Annotated in this window: 13 protein-coding genes and 1 pseudogene; 9 read left to right on the top strand and 5 right to left on the bottom strand. The window is 71.7% G+C overall.

Annotation, left to right across the window (positions count from 1 at the left end):
* Positions 1–5 precede the first annotated feature (5 nt).
* A complete protein-coding gene (locus ACLBWP_RS16530; protein WP_243562869.1) occupies positions 6–206 on the top strand; it encodes a hypothetical protein in 201 nt (66 codons plus the stop codon).
* 3 nt (positions 207–209) lie between these two features.
* Here the strand turns inward: ACLBWP_RS16530 and ACLBWP_RS16525 are convergent, their stop codons facing one another.
* On the bottom strand, positions 210–1,598 hold the full coding sequence (locus ACLBWP_RS16525; RefSeq protein ID WP_447655972.1) for a serine hydrolase domain-containing protein: 1,389 nt from the start codon (positions 1,596–1,598) through the stop codon (positions 210–212).
* A gap of 88 nt (positions 1,599–1,686) precedes the next feature.
* On the opposite strand from ACLBWP_RS16525, the gene ACLBWP_RS16520 reads away from it, so the two are divergent.
* Together ACLBWP_RS16520 and nadE are read left to right on the top strand one after the other, a co-directional pair.
* Positions 1,687–2,826, top strand: a complete 1,140-nt coding sequence (locus ACLBWP_RS16520) for an AI-2E family transporter (RefSeq protein WP_447655971.1) — start codon at positions 1,687–1,689, stop codon at positions 2,824–2,826.
* Between the two features lie 22 nt (positions 2,827–2,848).
* Positions 2,849–3,670, top strand: coding sequence for an ammonia-dependent NAD(+) synthetase (gene nadE / locus ACLBWP_RS16515; protein ID WP_243562866.1), 822 nt, complete (start codon positions 2,849–2,851; stop codon positions 3,668–3,670).
* 89 nt (positions 3,671–3,759) lie between these two features.
* Here the strand turns inward: nadE and ACLBWP_RS16510 are convergent, their stop codons facing one another.
* The gene (locus ACLBWP_RS16510; protein ID WP_447655970.1) at positions 3,760–4,458 is read right to left on the bottom strand and encodes an SDR family oxidoreductase; all 699 of its coding nucleotides are present in this window, start codon (positions 4,456–4,458) and stop codon (positions 3,760–3,762) included.
* 95 nt (positions 4,459–4,553) lie between these two features.
* On the opposite strand from ACLBWP_RS16510, the gene ACLBWP_RS16505 reads away from it, so the two are divergent.
* On the top strand, positions 4,554–5,132 hold the full coding sequence (locus ACLBWP_RS16505; RefSeq protein ID WP_447655969.1) for a TetR/AcrR family transcriptional regulator: 579 nt from the start codon (positions 4,554–4,556) through the stop codon (positions 5,130–5,132).
* A 10-nt stretch (positions 5,133–5,142) separates the two neighbouring features.
* On the opposite strand, the gene ACLBWP_RS16500 is transcribed toward ACLBWP_RS16505, so the two are convergent.
* A complete protein-coding gene (locus ACLBWP_RS16500; RefSeq protein WP_447655968.1) occupies positions 5,143–6,510 on the bottom strand; it encodes an NtaA/DmoA family FMN-dependent monooxygenase in 1,368 nt (455 codons plus the stop codon).
* A gap of 133 nt (positions 6,511–6,643) precedes the next feature.
* On the opposite strand from ACLBWP_RS16500, the gene ACLBWP_RS16495 reads away from it, so the two are divergent.
* On the top strand, positions 6,644–8,092 hold the full coding sequence (locus tag ACLBWP_RS16495; RefSeq protein WP_243562863.1) for an SPFH domain-containing protein: 1,449 nt from the start codon (positions 6,644–6,646) through the stop codon (positions 8,090–8,092).
* Here ACLBWP_RS16495 and ACLBWP_RS16490 read toward each other — a convergent pair whose 3' ends face one another.
* Positions 8,093–8,584 carry a hypothetical protein gene (locus tag ACLBWP_RS16490; RefSeq protein WP_447655967.1) on the bottom strand — a complete coding sequence of 164 codons (492 nt, stop codon included), beginning with the start codon at positions 8,582–8,584 and terminating at the stop codon, positions 8,093–8,095.
* Positions 8,585–8,657: 73 nt separating this feature from the next.
* Here ACLBWP_RS16490 and ACLBWP_RS16485 point away from each other — a divergent pair, with 73 nt between their 5' ends.
* A complete protein-coding gene (locus ACLBWP_RS16485; RefSeq protein ID WP_243562861.1) occupies positions 8,658–9,302 on the top strand; it encodes a hypothetical protein in 645 nt (214 codons plus the stop codon).
* A gap of 23 nt (positions 9,303–9,325) precedes the next feature.
* On the opposite strand, the gene ACLBWP_RS16480 is transcribed toward ACLBWP_RS16485, so the two are convergent.
* A complete protein-coding gene (locus ACLBWP_RS16480; RefSeq protein ID WP_447655966.1) occupies positions 9,326–10,261 on the bottom strand; it encodes a hypothetical protein in 936 nt (311 codons plus the stop codon).
* A gap of 147 nt (positions 10,262–10,408) precedes the next feature.
* On the opposite strand from ACLBWP_RS16480, the gene ACLBWP_RS16475 reads away from it, so the two are divergent.
* From ACLBWP_RS16475 to ACLBWP_RS16465, 3 genes and pseudogenes are all read left to right on the top strand, one after another.
* Positions 10,409–12,571: an MDR family MFS transporter gene (locus tag ACLBWP_RS16475; protein WP_447655965.1), complete on the top strand. Its 2,163-nt coding sequence runs from the start codon at positions 10,409–10,411 to the stop codon at positions 12,569–12,571.
* A 57-nt stretch (positions 12,572–12,628) separates the two neighbouring features.
* Entirely contained in the window at positions 12,629–13,234 is a 606-nt protein-coding gene (locus ACLBWP_RS16470; RefSeq protein WP_447655964.1) for a TetR/AcrR family transcriptional regulator, read from the top strand.
* A gap of 572 nt (positions 13,235–13,806) precedes the next feature.
* Positions 13,807–14,133 (top strand): annotated as a pseudogene (locus ACLBWP_RS16465) (fuconate dehydratase); the annotation flags it as partial.

Here is a 14,133-nt window from a genome sequence, read left to right as displayed (position 1 = left end):
GAACCGTGCAGTACGCCCGCGCGTTCGCCGACACCCCGGTGATCGTCAACGCCGCCTGCCCGGGCCTGGTCGCGACCGACTTCAACGGGTTCGCCGGTGACCGCACTCCCGAGCAGGGAGCCGCCCCGGGCGTCTGCCTGGCGACCCTGCCCGACGACGGTCCCCGCGGCGGCCCGTTCGACGAGGACGGTGCCGTGCCCTGGTGAGCGTCAGTCGGTCGGGCGGTGCAGCGTCGCGATCCGGTCGTGCAGGGGCTCGGTCTGCCAGCGCGCACCGAACGTGCCGGCGGCGGGGTCGCACCGCACCCACAGCAGGTGCGGGGTGTCGACGAACCGCACGGCCAGCAGCACCCGTCCGTCCGCACGGACCGCGGCGCTGGCGGCCGTCGCGTCCGACACGGTCCACGCACCGGACCCGAGCGGCACCCGCAGGGGTGACCCGTCCTGGGTCAGCGTGGCGGTCCAGCCGTCGCCGTCCAGCTCGAGCACCACGGTGTCCAGGCCGGGGACCGCGGTCCGGTCGGACACCGCGAAGTCGACCCGGGCCTCCAGGCCGGCGGTGTCGAGCGGCGCACCGTCGACCGGTGCCAGCGCCAGCGACCCCGTGGCGGACGCCAGCGCCGCGTCTGCGTCGGCGCTGCCGTCGGCGTCGATCGCCGGCAGCAGGTGCTGCCAGACCGCGTCGAGCACGGCCTGCATGTCGAGGCTCTGGCCGGTGATCGCCAGCACCACGTCGTGCTCGGGCAGCACGACGCAGAACTGTCCGTAGGCGCCGTCGCCGCGGAACCCGTGGCGAGCCATCCAGAACTGGTAGCCGTAGCCCTGGCTCCAGTCCGGGTTCGGCTCGTCCGGGTTGGCGACCTGCGTGCGCGTCGCCGCGTCCACCCAGTCCTCGTCGAGGATCCGTTCGCCGTCCCAGACCCCGCGCTGCAGGTACAGCTGGCCGAGCTTCGCGATGGACTCGGTCGTGGCGTAGCAGCCCGAGAAGCCGAGCTCGCCACGCCCGTCGCGCTTCCAGGACACCTGCTCGATGCCGAGCGGGTCGAACAGCCGCGGGCGCAGGTAGTCGACGAGCGTGCCGCCGCTGACCCGTCGCACGATCTCGGCGAGCGTGTAGGTGCAGGGCTGGTTGTACGCGAACACCGTGCCCGGGTCCTGGTCCGGCGGCAGCAGCAGGAACCCGCGGACGACGTCGTCCGGGTCGATGGCCCGTGCCCGGTCGAGCGTCTCCTCACGGTGCCCGCTCGACATCGCCAGGATGTTCCGCAGCGTCATCGTCCGGCTGCGGGCGTCGGTGACCTCGGCGTCGAGTTCGGGGAAGTGGCTGATCACGGTGCTGTCCAGGTCGAGCAACCCCGCGCGCGCGGCGATGCCGACCGCCGCCGCGGTGAAGCTCTTGCTGAGCGAGTACAGCAGGTGCGGCCGCTCTGCGGTGTAGGGACCCCACCACCCCTCGGCGGCGACCTGCCCGTGGCGCAGCAGCACGAAGCCGTGCGGTTCCACGTCGGGGGTCGTCTCGAGGGCACGGACGAGGGCCTGGACCCCGGTCGCGTCGATGCCGCGGGCGGACGGGGTGCTGCGCTGGAACGTCGTCGTCACGACCCTGAGCGTAGTCACCGGACGCCTGACATCATCGGGGGAGCGTTCGCATCCAGATCGCGCCGCCGTCACGACGACAAGGATCCGCATGCCGTTCTTCACCCCGTCCGCCCCTGCCCCGGGCGACCAGCCGGCGACCGGAGCGCGGAAGGCCTGGTCGGACGCGTTCGGCGGACTCGCCACCCGGTGCCTGCAGGTCATCATCGTCCTGGTCATCGTGATCGGCATCGTCTACGCCGTCGCCACGCTCAGCGTCGTGACGATCCCGATCCTGCTCGCGCTCATCATCGCCAGCGCGATGCACCCCGTCGTGTCCTGGTTGCGCCGACACCACGTGCCGTCGGTCATCGCCACGCTGGCCGTGCTGCTGGGTGTGCTCGTCGTGCTCGGGCTGGTCGCGTGGCTCATCGTCGTCGCGGTCGAGAACCAGTGGTCCGACCTGCAGCAGTCCGCGGTCGACGGGTTCCAGCAGCTGCAGGGCTGGGTGACGTCGCTGCCGTTCTCGATCACGGACTCGCAGATCGACAGCGCGACCAAGGCCGCCACCGACTTCGTCACGAGCGCCAAGTTCGGGTCGGGGGCGCTCGCCGGGGCCTCGGCCACCGCGAACTTCCTGACCGGACTCGTGCTGATGATCGTCGTGCTGTTCTTCTTCCTCAAGGACGGCCCGAAGATCTGGGAGTTCCTGCTCCGTCCCTTCACCGGTGCGCGCTACGACCGTGCGCGCCGCGTCGGTGACCGCGTCGTGTCGACCCTGGGCGGGTACGTCCGGGGCACGGCGATGGTGGCGGCGGTCGACGCCATCGGCATCGGCGTGGGCATCGCGATCGTCGGCGTGCCGCTCGCGCTGCCCCTGGCCGTCGTCGTGTTCATCACGGCGTTCATCCCGATCGTCGGTGCGACGGCCGCCGGCATCCTGGCAGCGCTCGTCGCCCTGGTCGCGCTCGGACCGGTGCAGGCGCTGATCGTCGTCGGCATCGTGATCCTGGTGAACCAGCTCGAGGGCAACTTCCTGCAGCCGGTCCTGATGGGCAAGACGCTGCAGCTGCACGGCCTGGTCATCCTGATCGGCCTGACGGCGGGCACCGTGCTGGCGGGCATCACCGGGGCGGTCATCGCCGTCCCGCTGCTGGCCGCTGCGTGGGGCGCCGTGCAGGTCTGGGACGGGCCGGACACGCCCGCCAGGCCGTGGCGGCAGAAGCGGTCCGAAGCAGTCGGCGCACAGTAGGGATCGCGGGGGATACTGGGGTATGCGTGAACTCCAAGCGGCCATCGCAGCCGACCTCAACGTCCAGCCCGACATCGACCCGGCTGCAGAAGTCGAGCGTCGGGTCGGGTTCCTCCGTGACTACCTGCTGACCACCGGTGCCAAGGGCCTGGTCCTCGCCATCAGCGGGGGACAGGACTCCTCGCTCGCCGGCCGGCTCTGCCAGCTCGCGATCGAGTCCCTGCGCGCCGACGGCCACGACGCGTCGTTCACGACCGTGCGCATGCCGTACCGCACCCAGGCCGACGAGGACGACGCCCAGCTCGCGCTGCAGTTCATCGCGGCCGAGCCGGGGATCACCGTGAACATCCAGCACGGCGTCGACGGGGTCGTGCAGGACACGCAGGACTCCGGCGTCGAGCTGAGCGACTTCGTCAAGGGCAACGTCAAGGCCCGGATGCGCATGGTCGCCCAGTACGCAGTGGCCGGGCAGCGCGGCCTGCTCGTCGTCGGCACCGACCACGCGGCCGAGGCCGTCACGGGCTTCTTCACCAAGTACGGCGACGGCGGGGTCGACCTGACACCGCTCACGGGGCTGACCAAGAGCCAGGGGCGTCAGCTGCTCGAGCACCTCGGCGCGCCCGCGCGGCTGTACCAGAAGGCCCCCACCGCCGACCTGCTCGACGACCTGCCGGGCCAGACGGACGAAGCCAACCTCGGCATGCGCTACGCCGAGATCGACGCGTACCTGCAGGGGCACGACGTGCCGGTCGAGGTCGCCGAGGCGATCGAGGCCCGCTACCACGCCACCGAACACAAGCGCCAGGTGCCGGCCACCCCGTTCGACGCCTGGTGGCGTTCCTGACGCACGTCTCGATGGCGAACGCCACCGTCTGACGGACGGGAGGCCCGGTGCCAGCTGGCACCGGGCCTCCCGTCGGTCGTGCACTCGCGTCAGCCGGCCAGGGCCGCGGTGCGCTCGGCGATCGGTGCGCCGAGCGACGCGCGCACGGCCTTGGTGAGCTCGTCGGCCAGCACCTCGTCCGCACCCTGCTCGACCCCGTCGAAGACCGCGGTGACGACCTGCTCCGGGGTGTTCTTCGGGGCGTCCACCCCGTCGGTCATCGCGGTGTCCGTGTAGCCGAGGTAGGCGCCGACGACCTGCACGCCGTCGCCCGCGAGCTCGAGTCGGGTGGAGTCGGTGGCCGACCAGAGTCCGGCCTTCGAGACGCCGTACGCGCCGCTGCCGGGGAGCCAGCTCAGCACCGACGCGACGTTCACGACGGCGCCGTGGGCACGACGGAGCGCTGGGGCGAACGCGCGAGTGACCAGGAGCGGGCCGACCAGGTTGGTCTCGATCTGCGTGCGGATGTCCTCGAGCGGACCGTCGACCAGGCCACCCTGGCGCAGCTGGCCGGCGTTGTTGACCACGATGGTGACGTCCGCGGCCTCGGTCGCGGCGTGGGACACCGACGCCTGGTCGCTGACGTCGAGCACGAGCGGCACCACGCGGGCGTCGTCCCAGTCGCGGGGTCGACGTGCGGCGGCGTAGACCTTCGTCGCGCCGCGGTCCAGGGCCTGGCGCACGAACTCGGTGCCGAGTCCGCCGTTCGCGCCGGTGACGAGCACGATCTGTCCGCTGAGTGTGGTCATGGTGGGGTTCCTTCCGTCGGAGCACCGGTCGGTGCCGCTGTCACAGGAGAGCAATACGACCGGTCGTCTCATTCCCGGAGTGGGACAATCAGTGCATGCCCAAACCCAGTCTGCGTGACGCGATCGTCGACGCCGCCCTCGTCGAGTTCCACCAGCACGGGTACGCGGGCACCGGCGTCGCCGCGATCACGGGGTCGGCCGGGGCGCCGAAGGGCTCGTTCTACAACCACTTCCGGTCCAAGGCCGACCTGGCGATGGTCGTCGCGGACCGGTTCGCCGCCGCGTCACCCGTCGACCTGTTGCAGGACCAAGCGGTGCCGCGTGCGATCGACCGGATCACGGGGTACTTCGACGTCATGCTCGACCGGCTGGCCGGCATCGACTTCCGGTACGGGTGCCTGCTGGGCAACCTGGCCGTCGACACCGCGACCGACGAACCCACGGTCGCGGCGCACGTCGACACGGTGTTCGCGGCCTGGGTGGGGCAGCTGGCGGCAGCGGTCCGGCTGGCACAGGAGCAGGGGAACGTCGACCGCGACCGCGACCCGGACCTGGTCGGCGCGCAACTGGTCGACCTGTGGGAGGGTGCGGCACTGCGGGCGAAGGCGCGGCGCGACGGTGCCCTCACCCGGCGCGTGGTGACCGACGGGGTGCGGCGGTTGCTGGTCGGCTGACGTCGCTCGATCAGACGGCGGCGGCAGTGGTGCGACGGTGTGCCGCGGCCGGGTGTGACGCCGGCAGCCGGCCCGGGCCACCGGTCAGGCGTTCGCGCAGGGTCTCGCCGGGCGTGTACCGCTCGGGCAGGCGGCCGCGCTCCCGCAGCAGGGGCGTGACGTACGTGCCGAAGTCGCGCACGGTGTCGAACGAGTGGTACTGCCGCAGGTTGATGCCGTCGATCCCGTCGTCGTCGAGCCAGCTCTCGATCTGCTCGGTGACGGCCTCGGGGACCCCGGCCGCCCAGAACGCACCGTGCCAGGCCTCGTCGACCCGGTCGAGCAGCTCGCCGACGGTGGCGTCGAGCGCGACCCGGCCGACCAGGCGTTCCCCGCCATCAACCCCCTCGGCCTCGAGCGCATCGCGGACGGTCCGGCTGCGCGGGTGTGCCAGCGCGTCGAAGGGGATGCTGCCGTGCACGAGTGACCCCTCGTCGCTACGGAACGCCCGGTACTGGGCGACCCTGTCCTCGACGTCGCGCTGGGTCGGCGCCGTGATGACGGCGGCCTGCGTCACGAACCGGACGTCGTCCCGGCTGCGCCCGGCGTCCTCGGCTGCAGCGCGCACCGCGTCGGCGGTCCGCTGGACCCCGTGTCCACCGGTGAACACGACCTCGGCGTGCCGGCCGGCGCGGGCGATGCCAGCCGGGGACCCGGTCGCCAGGAACAGTGCCGGGGTGCGCTGCAGTGAGGGCTCGGACAGGTGCGGTCCGGCGACGCTGAAGTGCGTGCCGACGTGGTCGATCGGGTGCACCTTGCTCGGGTCCGTGTACACGCCGTGCTCGGCATCGCGGACGACGGCATCGTCCTCCCAGGAGCCCTCCCACAGCTGGTAGAGCACGTCGAGGTACTCGTCGGCGATCTCGTACCGGGTGTCGTGCGGGATCTCGGTGGCCAGACCGAAGTTCCGGGCGGCGTTCGGCAGGTAGCTCGTCACGACGTTCCACCCGACGCGGCCGTTCGTCAGGTGGTCGAGCGTCGACATGCGGCGGGCGAACGCGAACGGCGGCTCGTAGCTGGTCGACGCGGTGATGCCGAAGCCGAGGTGCTCGGTGACGGCGGCCATCGCGGGCACGACGAGCATCGGGTCGTTGTTCGGGATCTGCAGGCCCTCGCGCAGGGCCGGTGCCGCGGAGCCCCCGTACACGTCGTACGCGCCCAGGACGTCGGCGATGAAGACGGCGTCGAACTGGCCGGCCTCGGCGGTGCGGGCGAGTTCGGTCCAGTACCGGATGTCCGTGTACCGGTGTCGCGCGTTGCCGGGCAGACGCCACAGTCCGTGGGTGATGTGCCCGACGCAGTTCATCTCGAAGACGTTGAGCAGGAGTCGCTTCGGCATGCTCCGAGGCTACGGAGCCGGGTCCACGGGTCGCATGTCCGTGACTCCGTGTGTCATCGGTGGACCGTAGGATCGTCCTGGAACACCAGATGCAGCATCCCGGTCGACACCCGACCGGGCGAAGGGGGAACACATGTCGGCACTGTTCGCACTCGGAGCGATCCCGGTCATCATCGGCGCGGTGGTCGTCGTCGCGGTCATCGCGCTCGTCTACGCCAAGGCGGTCTACCGGAACGCCGGTGCCGACGAAGCGCTCATCATCACCGGCAAGCGCTCGCGCAAGGTCCAGAACGCCGACGGCACCGAGACCGTCGAGTCCGGCATCAAGGTCGTGCTGGGGGCCGGCGTGCTGGTCCGTCCCTTCTTCGAGAAGGTCGCCAAGCTCTCCCTGAGCTCGCGGGCCATCGACATCAACGTCAACGCGCAGGACTCCCGCGGGGTCACGATCGACGTCGAGGCAGTGGCGCTCGTCAAGGTCGGCGAGACCGACTCGTCCATCCGGGCCGCCGCACAGCGGTTCCTCGGGCAGGAGAAGAAGATCGACGACTTCGCGCGCGAGGTCCTGTCCGGGTCACTCCGCGCGTCGATCGGTGCGACCGACGTCTCGACCATCATCCGCAACCGCGACCAGCTGACGGTCGCCGTGCTCGACGTCGCCAAGGACGCCCTGCACAGCCAGGGGCTCGACGTCGACTCCTTCGAGATCAAGGGCATCTCGGACCGCAACGAGTACATCAGCGACCTGGGCCGCGCCGAGCGTGCCCGCGTCCGGCTCGAGGCCGAGAACGCCGAGGCGCAGGCCGACCGCGAAGCGCGCGAGGCCCGTGCCCGAGCCGACCAGGCCATCGCCGAGGCCGAGAACACCCTGGCCATCCGGCGGGCCGCGCTGCAGCTCGACGCCGACCGCGCGGGTGCCGAAGCCGCCGCCGCGGGCCCGCTCGCCCAGGCCCGAGCCTCGCAGGGCGTCGTCGAGCAAGAGCAGATCACGGCACAGAAGCGTGCCGAGCTGCGCCGTGCCGAGCTGGACTCCGAGGTCAGCGCCGTCGCCGAGGCGAACGCCCGCAAGACCCGGGTCGAAGCCGAGGCCGCCGCCGCCGCCCAGATCGAGACCGCCCGCGCGCAGGCCGAGGCACGACGCATCGCTGCCGAGGCCGTGGCTGCCGAAGCACACGCCGAGTCCGAGGCCCGCAAGCTCGCCGCCGACGCGTCACGCGCCGAGGGCGAGGCGATCGCCGACGCGATCCGCGCGAAGGGTCGTGCCGAGGCGGAGTCCACCAAGGCCCAGGCCGACGCGCTCGCCGAGCACTCTGACGCGGTGCTGCGCGTCAAGGCCCTCGAGACGCTGCCGGCGATCGCCCGCGAACTCGCGGCACCGATGGCCGCGATCGACTCGCTGACCGTGGTGTCCTCGGACGGTGCTGGGTCGCTGTCCAAGAGCGTCGTGAGTCAGTTCAGCGAGGTCGATGCCCTGCTCGGGGCGACGGCCGGATTCACGCTCAGCGACATCGTCAAGAGCACGACGACCGGTCAGGCGGCAGCGCGCGCAGTGGCTCGCGAGACCGTCTCCGAGTCGACCGAGTAGTCAGCGCTCGTCTGACCCGGGACGGCGGCGCTCGTCCGCCGACTCCTCGGTGTCGCGGCGGGTGTCCTCGCCGGAGCGCTGTCGCTGGTCGCCCGAGGTGCGCCGCTGATCGTCCTCGTGCTGCTCCGGCAGTCCGTCGTCCAGTTCCGCGGCGCGACGGTCGTGCTCGGCAGCCATGCGTTCCTGCCAGACGATGCTGCGCGCGGCGCCCTCGAGCACGTCGTCGACCGACCGTCCGGTCTGGGCGGCGAGTGCTCCGCTGAGGCCCGCGGTCAGGGTCCCCCCGGCCGAGGCCAGCCGCTGGACCACTTCCTCTTGGCGGGGCGTCAGGGGCTGGTCGACCATGCCGTCGACGGTCTCGCGGATGTTCTCCTCGCTCGCGTCGAGGGCTGCCTCGTCGCCGGACTGCAGGGCTGCGGCCTCTCCGACGACGACGAGTCCGAGACGTGCGGCGTCCTCTTCGGGACGGGTGCTTCCGTGCTCGTCGGTCATCGCTGGGACGCTACGCGCGGCACCGGCGCGCTTCCTGGACAGATGGGGGACCGGCGCCTGCAGGATGGGCGGCGTGGAGTACTCGGCGGACCCGTGGGTGCAGCGGCTGCGCGACGGCGTGCCTCCGGCGACGTGGCCGGTCGTCGTCGCGATCGTCCTGACGACGATCGCCGGTGTGCTCTTGCTGGTCGCCGAGGCGCTGCACCCCGATGCCGTGCGGCAGATCGATCAGGCGCGTCGGGGGTTCATCGTGCTCCTGGTGCCGCTCGCGCTCGTCGTGTCCGGTCCCTGGGCTGCGATCGCGACGTGGTTGGCGGGGCGCCACGACCGCACGGTGCTCGCACGGATCCGGTCCCGTTCCGAACCGTCGTTCTTCCTGCCCGTCGTGACGCGCTCGGTCCGGGGACCGGACGATCTCCCCGCGCCGCGTCCGACGATCTGGACCGTGGACCACGCGGGGCTGCATGGTTGGGCGCGCGGGCGCGACGCCCCGGTCGTCGAGGTCCCGTGGGACCGGGTGCGCACCATCGACATGGCCACGACGTGGGTGCGCGGCCAGCGGCAGGAGTACGGCATCTGGATCGAAACGGACCGCGGACACCTCGTCCTCCGGCCGCGCGCAGCCCTGACCCGGGCGTCCGAGGCGAGCCAGACGAAGCGGGACGTGCTGATGCGGGTGCTCCGGTCGCTCCGGCGCGAACTCGCTCCCCGCGACTGACCGCGGCTCGGGGCTGCCGCTGCTCAGTCGTCCCAGCGGCGCAGCAGCCACGCCGCGGCAGCGAGTGCCTCGGAGTGCTGGAACGCCCGCAGCGTCGGCATGTTCGGTGGAGCGGGGCGGGACGCCTTCTCGAAGAACGTGCCCGCGAGTCCGGCGAGCACCGCGTCGACGGACACGGGCGACACCCCGGCGAACACCGGGTGCGACGCCAGGTGGTGTTCGACGTCGACGTCCTCGCCGCGGACCAGCGCGTCGAGCAGGTAGGTCAGCGGGTCGAGCCAGTGCGCGCCGATCCCGGCCCAGGGCCAGTCGACGATCCACACCACGCCGTCCCGGTCGATGATCAGGTTGTCGGCGCGGCAGTCGAGGTGGACGAGGTGCTCGCCGTCGACGGCCGCCGCCCCCGCACGAGCCGCGACCGCCATCCGTGGTGCGTGTGCTGCCACCTCGGCGGGGACCACGTCCGGCAGCCCCTCGGCGAGCATCCGGTCCCAGCTCGCGAAGTCCGACGCCAGGTCGCATGCGGCGCGTGGCAGCTCGGCGAGGGCGCCCGTGGCGAGCGGCAGCGTGTGCAGCGCGTCGAGCACGGCGGTGGCCTCGGCGCCGTCGAGCGCGCGCCCCGGGTGACGGCCCTCGACGTCGTCGAGGACCACCGCGATCCACCGGTCAGCGCCGACGTCGGCGGTGAGCGCGGCCCGGAGCCGGGGTGCCTGCACACCGGACGGCAGCGCGGACATGACCCGGGCCTCCTGCCCGTGCAGGGCGAACCCGTCCGCGTTCCGTGACCGTGAGAGCGTCTTGACGAACGCCCGCGTGCCGGTGTCGGTCACGACCCGGTCGGCACCACCGGGGGAGTACCCGCCGGCCTGCGAGTCGGCGGTGACCACCCGGCCTCCGAGCACCCCCTCGACCTGCGCGCGCAGCTGCTCCGGTACCTCGGCCCACGTCGTCCGCCCCATGCTCCGACCGTACCTTCCTGAAGGGGCACTCACGAACGTGCGCTGACGGCAAGATTGCGTTGCCCGCAACACTGCTCGTGGTGTAAAGTTGCAGCGTCTGCAACGAAGCGGACCGCACTCCACACGAACCGCTCCGAAGGACTCTCCATGTCAACAGCCACTGCACCGGTCCAGGTGTCCGGCGGGCGACCCCAGGCACCGGCCGCCGCGCCGGGCAAGCCGATCATGTCGCACCGCCAGATCCTGCTCGTCATCTACGGCCTGATGGCCGGCATGTTCCTGTCGTCCCTCGACCAGACGATCGTCGGTACGGCCATCCGCACCATCGGCGACGACCTGCACGGCCTCGACCAGCAGGCCTGGGTGACGACCGCGTACCTCATCGCCAGCACCATCACGACGCCGATCTACGGCAAGCTCTCCGACGTCTTCGGCCGCCGCCCGCTGTACATCTTCGGCATCGCGGTGTTCATCCTCGGCTCGCTGCTGTCGACCCTGTCGACCTCGATGATCATGCTCGCGGCCTTCCGTGCCTTCCAGGGCATCGGCGCCGGCGCGCTGATGTCGCTGCCGCTGGCGATCATGGGCGACATCCTGGCTCCTCGTGAGCGCGCGAAGTACCAGGGCTACTTCCTGGCCGTGTTCGGCATCTCGAGCGTCATCGGTCCGCTCATCGGTGGCCTGTTCGCCGGTGCGGACCAGATCCTGTGGATCACCGGCTGGCGCTGGGTCTTCCTGGTGAACGTCCCGATCGGCGTGGGCGCGCTGCTCATGGTCATCGCGTTCCTGCACCTGCCCAAGTTCGGCGACGCCAAGGCCAAGCCGCGCATCGACTGGTGGGGCGCGACCGCCGTCATCGCCACGCTGGTGCCGCTGCTGCTCGTCGCCGAGCAGGGCCGCACGTGGGGCTGGGGCTCCGCCGGCGCGATCGCCTGCTACGTCATCGGCGCCCTGGGACTCGTCACCTTCCTGGTCGTCGAGACCCTGATGAAGGACGACGCGATCATCCCGCTCAAGCTGTTCCGCTCGGGTGTGTTCTCGATGGCGACGGTGCTGGGCTTCCTGGTCGGCTTCGCGATGTTCGGCGCCATGCTGACCATCCCGCTGTACCTGCAGATCGTGACCGGGCTGACCCCGACCCAGTCGGGCTTCGCGACCCTGCCGATGATCGGCGGGCTCATGATCGCCTCGATCGCGTCCGGGCAGATCGTCGCCCGCACGGGCCGGTACCGGATCTTCCCGGTCATCGGCACCGCGTTCACCGCCATCGGGTACGTGTTCCTGACGTTCATGACGATCGACAAGCCGCTCTGGTTCCTGATGATCGGCATGTTCTTCATCGGGCTCGGCCTCGGCCAGCTCATGCAGAGCATCACGCTCGCGTCGCAGAACTCGGTCCAGCCGCGTGACATGGGTGTGGCCACGTCGTCGGCCACGTTCTTCCGCCAGATCGGTGGCACGCTCGGCACGGCCGTGCTGCTGTCGATCCTGTTCTCGGTGATGCCGGCGAACATCGTCAGCGCCACCGCCGACAAGGGGAACCTGACCGCCGGCCTCGACGCGGCGCTCAACCCGACCGTCGCCACGGCGAAGGCGAACCAGGGCGTCATGGACCAGATCTGGAACCCGATCGTCACGCCGATCAAGCAGAACGTCGCATCGGGTCTGGCAACCGGCACGGCAGCGGCCAAGCAGGCAGCCGACCAGGCCGTCACGCAGCAGGTCACCGCAGCGGTGCAGGCGCAGGTCGCCGCGGGCACCGTCCCCGCCGCGGCAGCCCAGACGGTCATCGACCAGCAGGTCGCCGACGCCACGCCGGCCGCCGAGGCCACCGCGCTCTCCGCAGCCGCGGACAAGGCGCACGCGACGGTGTCGAACGGCACGCTCGTGGTCGACTGGTCGAACGCCTCCGACCGGCAGTACTACGTCGACCAGGTCGTCCCGACGCTCGTCAAGCAGCTCGACAAGGGCACGGGCTCGTCGTCCGGCTCGAGCGCCGACACCAGTGACACGTCGTTCCTGAACGGCGCCGCACCGGCACTGACCCGGCCGTTCATGACCGGGTTCAACGCCTCGGCCGTCACGGTCTACTGGGTCGGTCTCGGCGTGATCCTGCTGGCCTTCGTCCTCAGCTGGTTCTTCAAGGCGCCGCCGCTCCGCAAGAGCTCGGCCCTGCAGGAGCAGGCGGACGCCGACGGCACGGCGGACGACCTCGAGGCCCAGGCGGTCGCCGCGGCCAACACGATGGGCTCGCCCACCGCGCCGTCCACCGGTTCGATCCCCGTCCAGCGCGCCGGCCGGGCGGACTAGGCACCTCGGGGCCTCCCGCACCACGCGGGAGGCCCCGACCCGCACCAGGAGCACACCGTGAGCACCGTCCCCGCCACCATCACCGAACCCGACGCCGAGTCCTGCGGGCTGCGCGAGCGCAAGAAGCAGCGCACCCGCCAGGCCATCCACGAGTCGGCCATGCGGCTGGTCACCGAGCGTGGGCTCGCCGGCGTCACGGTCGAGGAGATCTGCGACGACGCGGGTGTCTCGCCGCGCACGTTCTTCAACTACTTCCCGGCCAAGGGCAACGCCGCGCTCGGGCTGCCGTCCGCGGCCGTCTCCAACGAGGCCCGCGCGACGTTCACGGCCGCCGGGGGCACCCTGGTGGCCGACCTGTGCGACCTGGTCGCCAGCACGCTCGAACTGCCTACCGACCGCCTCGGCATGAAGGCGCTGGTGCGGGAGCGGCCCGAGATGGTCCCGACCATGCTGCAGTGGATGGCGGACGCCCGGGTCGCGGTGCACCGGGTGGCGTGCGAGCGTACCGACGCCGCCACCGCCAGCACGGCGGTCACGCTGGTCATGGCCGCGGTCATCGAGACCGCGCACCGCGCGGACGTCGACGCAGCCGACGCGCCCGACGCGTTCGCGGCGCGGGTGCGCGCGGTCGTCCGCGAGATGGGCGCGCTCGCCGCGTCCTGAGCCGGGCCGCGGCGCGGCGGCCGCGCGGCGGCTCGGCCGCGCCGTGGTGCGGCCGGCGGCGCCGCTGCGCCGAGTCTCGGCCCTGCGGACAGATTGCGCCGTCCGGACGCCGCAAGATGTCCGCATGGCCGAGACTCGGCCGCGGCACCCTGCGCGGGCGGCACCCTGAGCGGGCGGCACCCTGCGCGGGCGGCACCGGGACCGGCACCGGCACCGGCACCGGACAGGAGGCTCGGCACCGGTCCGGCACCGAGCCTCCCGTCCGGCGACCACGCGCGTTCCGACCCGCCACCTCGCGCCCGGTGGGTCGATTCGCGCATGGTCGGTCGGGACTTCCGCCTGACCATGCGCGAATCGACCTTCGTCGCGCGATGTGACCGACCACGCGCGGACCGGCCCCCGGCGCGCGGACTGGCCGATCGCGAGCGTTTCGACCTGCCACGTGCCAGTCATCGGACCGATGACTCCGGGAATCCGCGCTTTCGTCATGAAAGAAGTGCTTGACGCGCCAGACATCCGATGTTTTGATGTCCTCGTTCGGTCGACGGCGACCGGACGGGCAGGAGTAGACGATGAGCCGCATCACCGGACTGCGGGTCCGCGACATCCGGTTCCCCACCTCGCGGGAACACGACGGGTCCGACGCGATGAACCCCGACCCCGACTACTCGGCCGCCTACGTCGAAGTCACCACCGACGCCCTCGACGGCCACTCCGGATCCGCCTTCGTCTTCACGATCGGCCGCGGCAACGAGGTGCAGGAAGCGGCGATCGCAGCCCTGCGCGGGCACGTCGTCGGCCGGGATGCTGAGGCGTTGCTGGCGGACATGGGTGGCACGTGGCGGAGCATGGTGCACGACTCGCAGCTGCGCTGGCTGGGCCCGGAGAAGGGCGTGATG

The sequence above is a fragment of the Microbacterium sp. M1A1_1b genome (assembly GCF_053345565.1).
This window is presented reverse-complemented; position numbering and strand designations above follow the sequence as displayed.

Coding starts and splice junctions, on each gene's coding strand:
- ACLBWP_RS16480 (WP_447655966.1), bottom strand. CDS start 10,261: ATGGGGCGGACGACGTGGGCCGAGGTACCGGAGCAGCTGCGCGCGCAG.
- ACLBWP_RS16490 (WP_447655967.1), bottom strand. CDS start 8,584: ATGACCGACGAGCACGGAAGCACCCGTCCCGAAGAGGACGCCGCACGT.
- ACLBWP_RS16495 (WP_243562863.1), top strand. CDS start 6,644: ATGTCGGCACTGTTCGCACTCGGAGCGATCCCGGTCATCATCGGCGCG.
- ACLBWP_RS16505 (WP_447655969.1), top strand. CDS start 4,554: ATGCCCAAACCCAGTCTGCGTGACGCGATCGTCGACGCCGCCCTCGTC.
- nadE (WP_243562866.1), top strand. CDS start 2,849: ATGCGTGAACTCCAAGCGGCCATCGCAGCCGACCTCAACGTCCAGCCC.
- ACLBWP_RS16520 (WP_447655971.1), top strand. CDS start 1,687: ATGCCGTTCTTCACCCCGTCCGCCCCTGCCCCGGGCGACCAGCCGGCG.
- ACLBWP_RS16500 (WP_447655968.1), bottom strand. CDS start 6,510: ATGCCGAAGCGACTCCTGCTCAACGTCTTCGAGATGAACTGCGTCGGG.
- ACLBWP_RS16510 (WP_447655970.1), bottom strand. CDS start 4,458: ATGACCACACTCAGCGGACAGATCGTGCTCGTCACCGGCGCGAACGGC.
- ACLBWP_RS16475 (WP_447655965.1), top strand. CDS start 10,409: ATGTCAACAGCCACTGCACCGGTCCAGGTGTCCGGCGGGCGACCCCAG.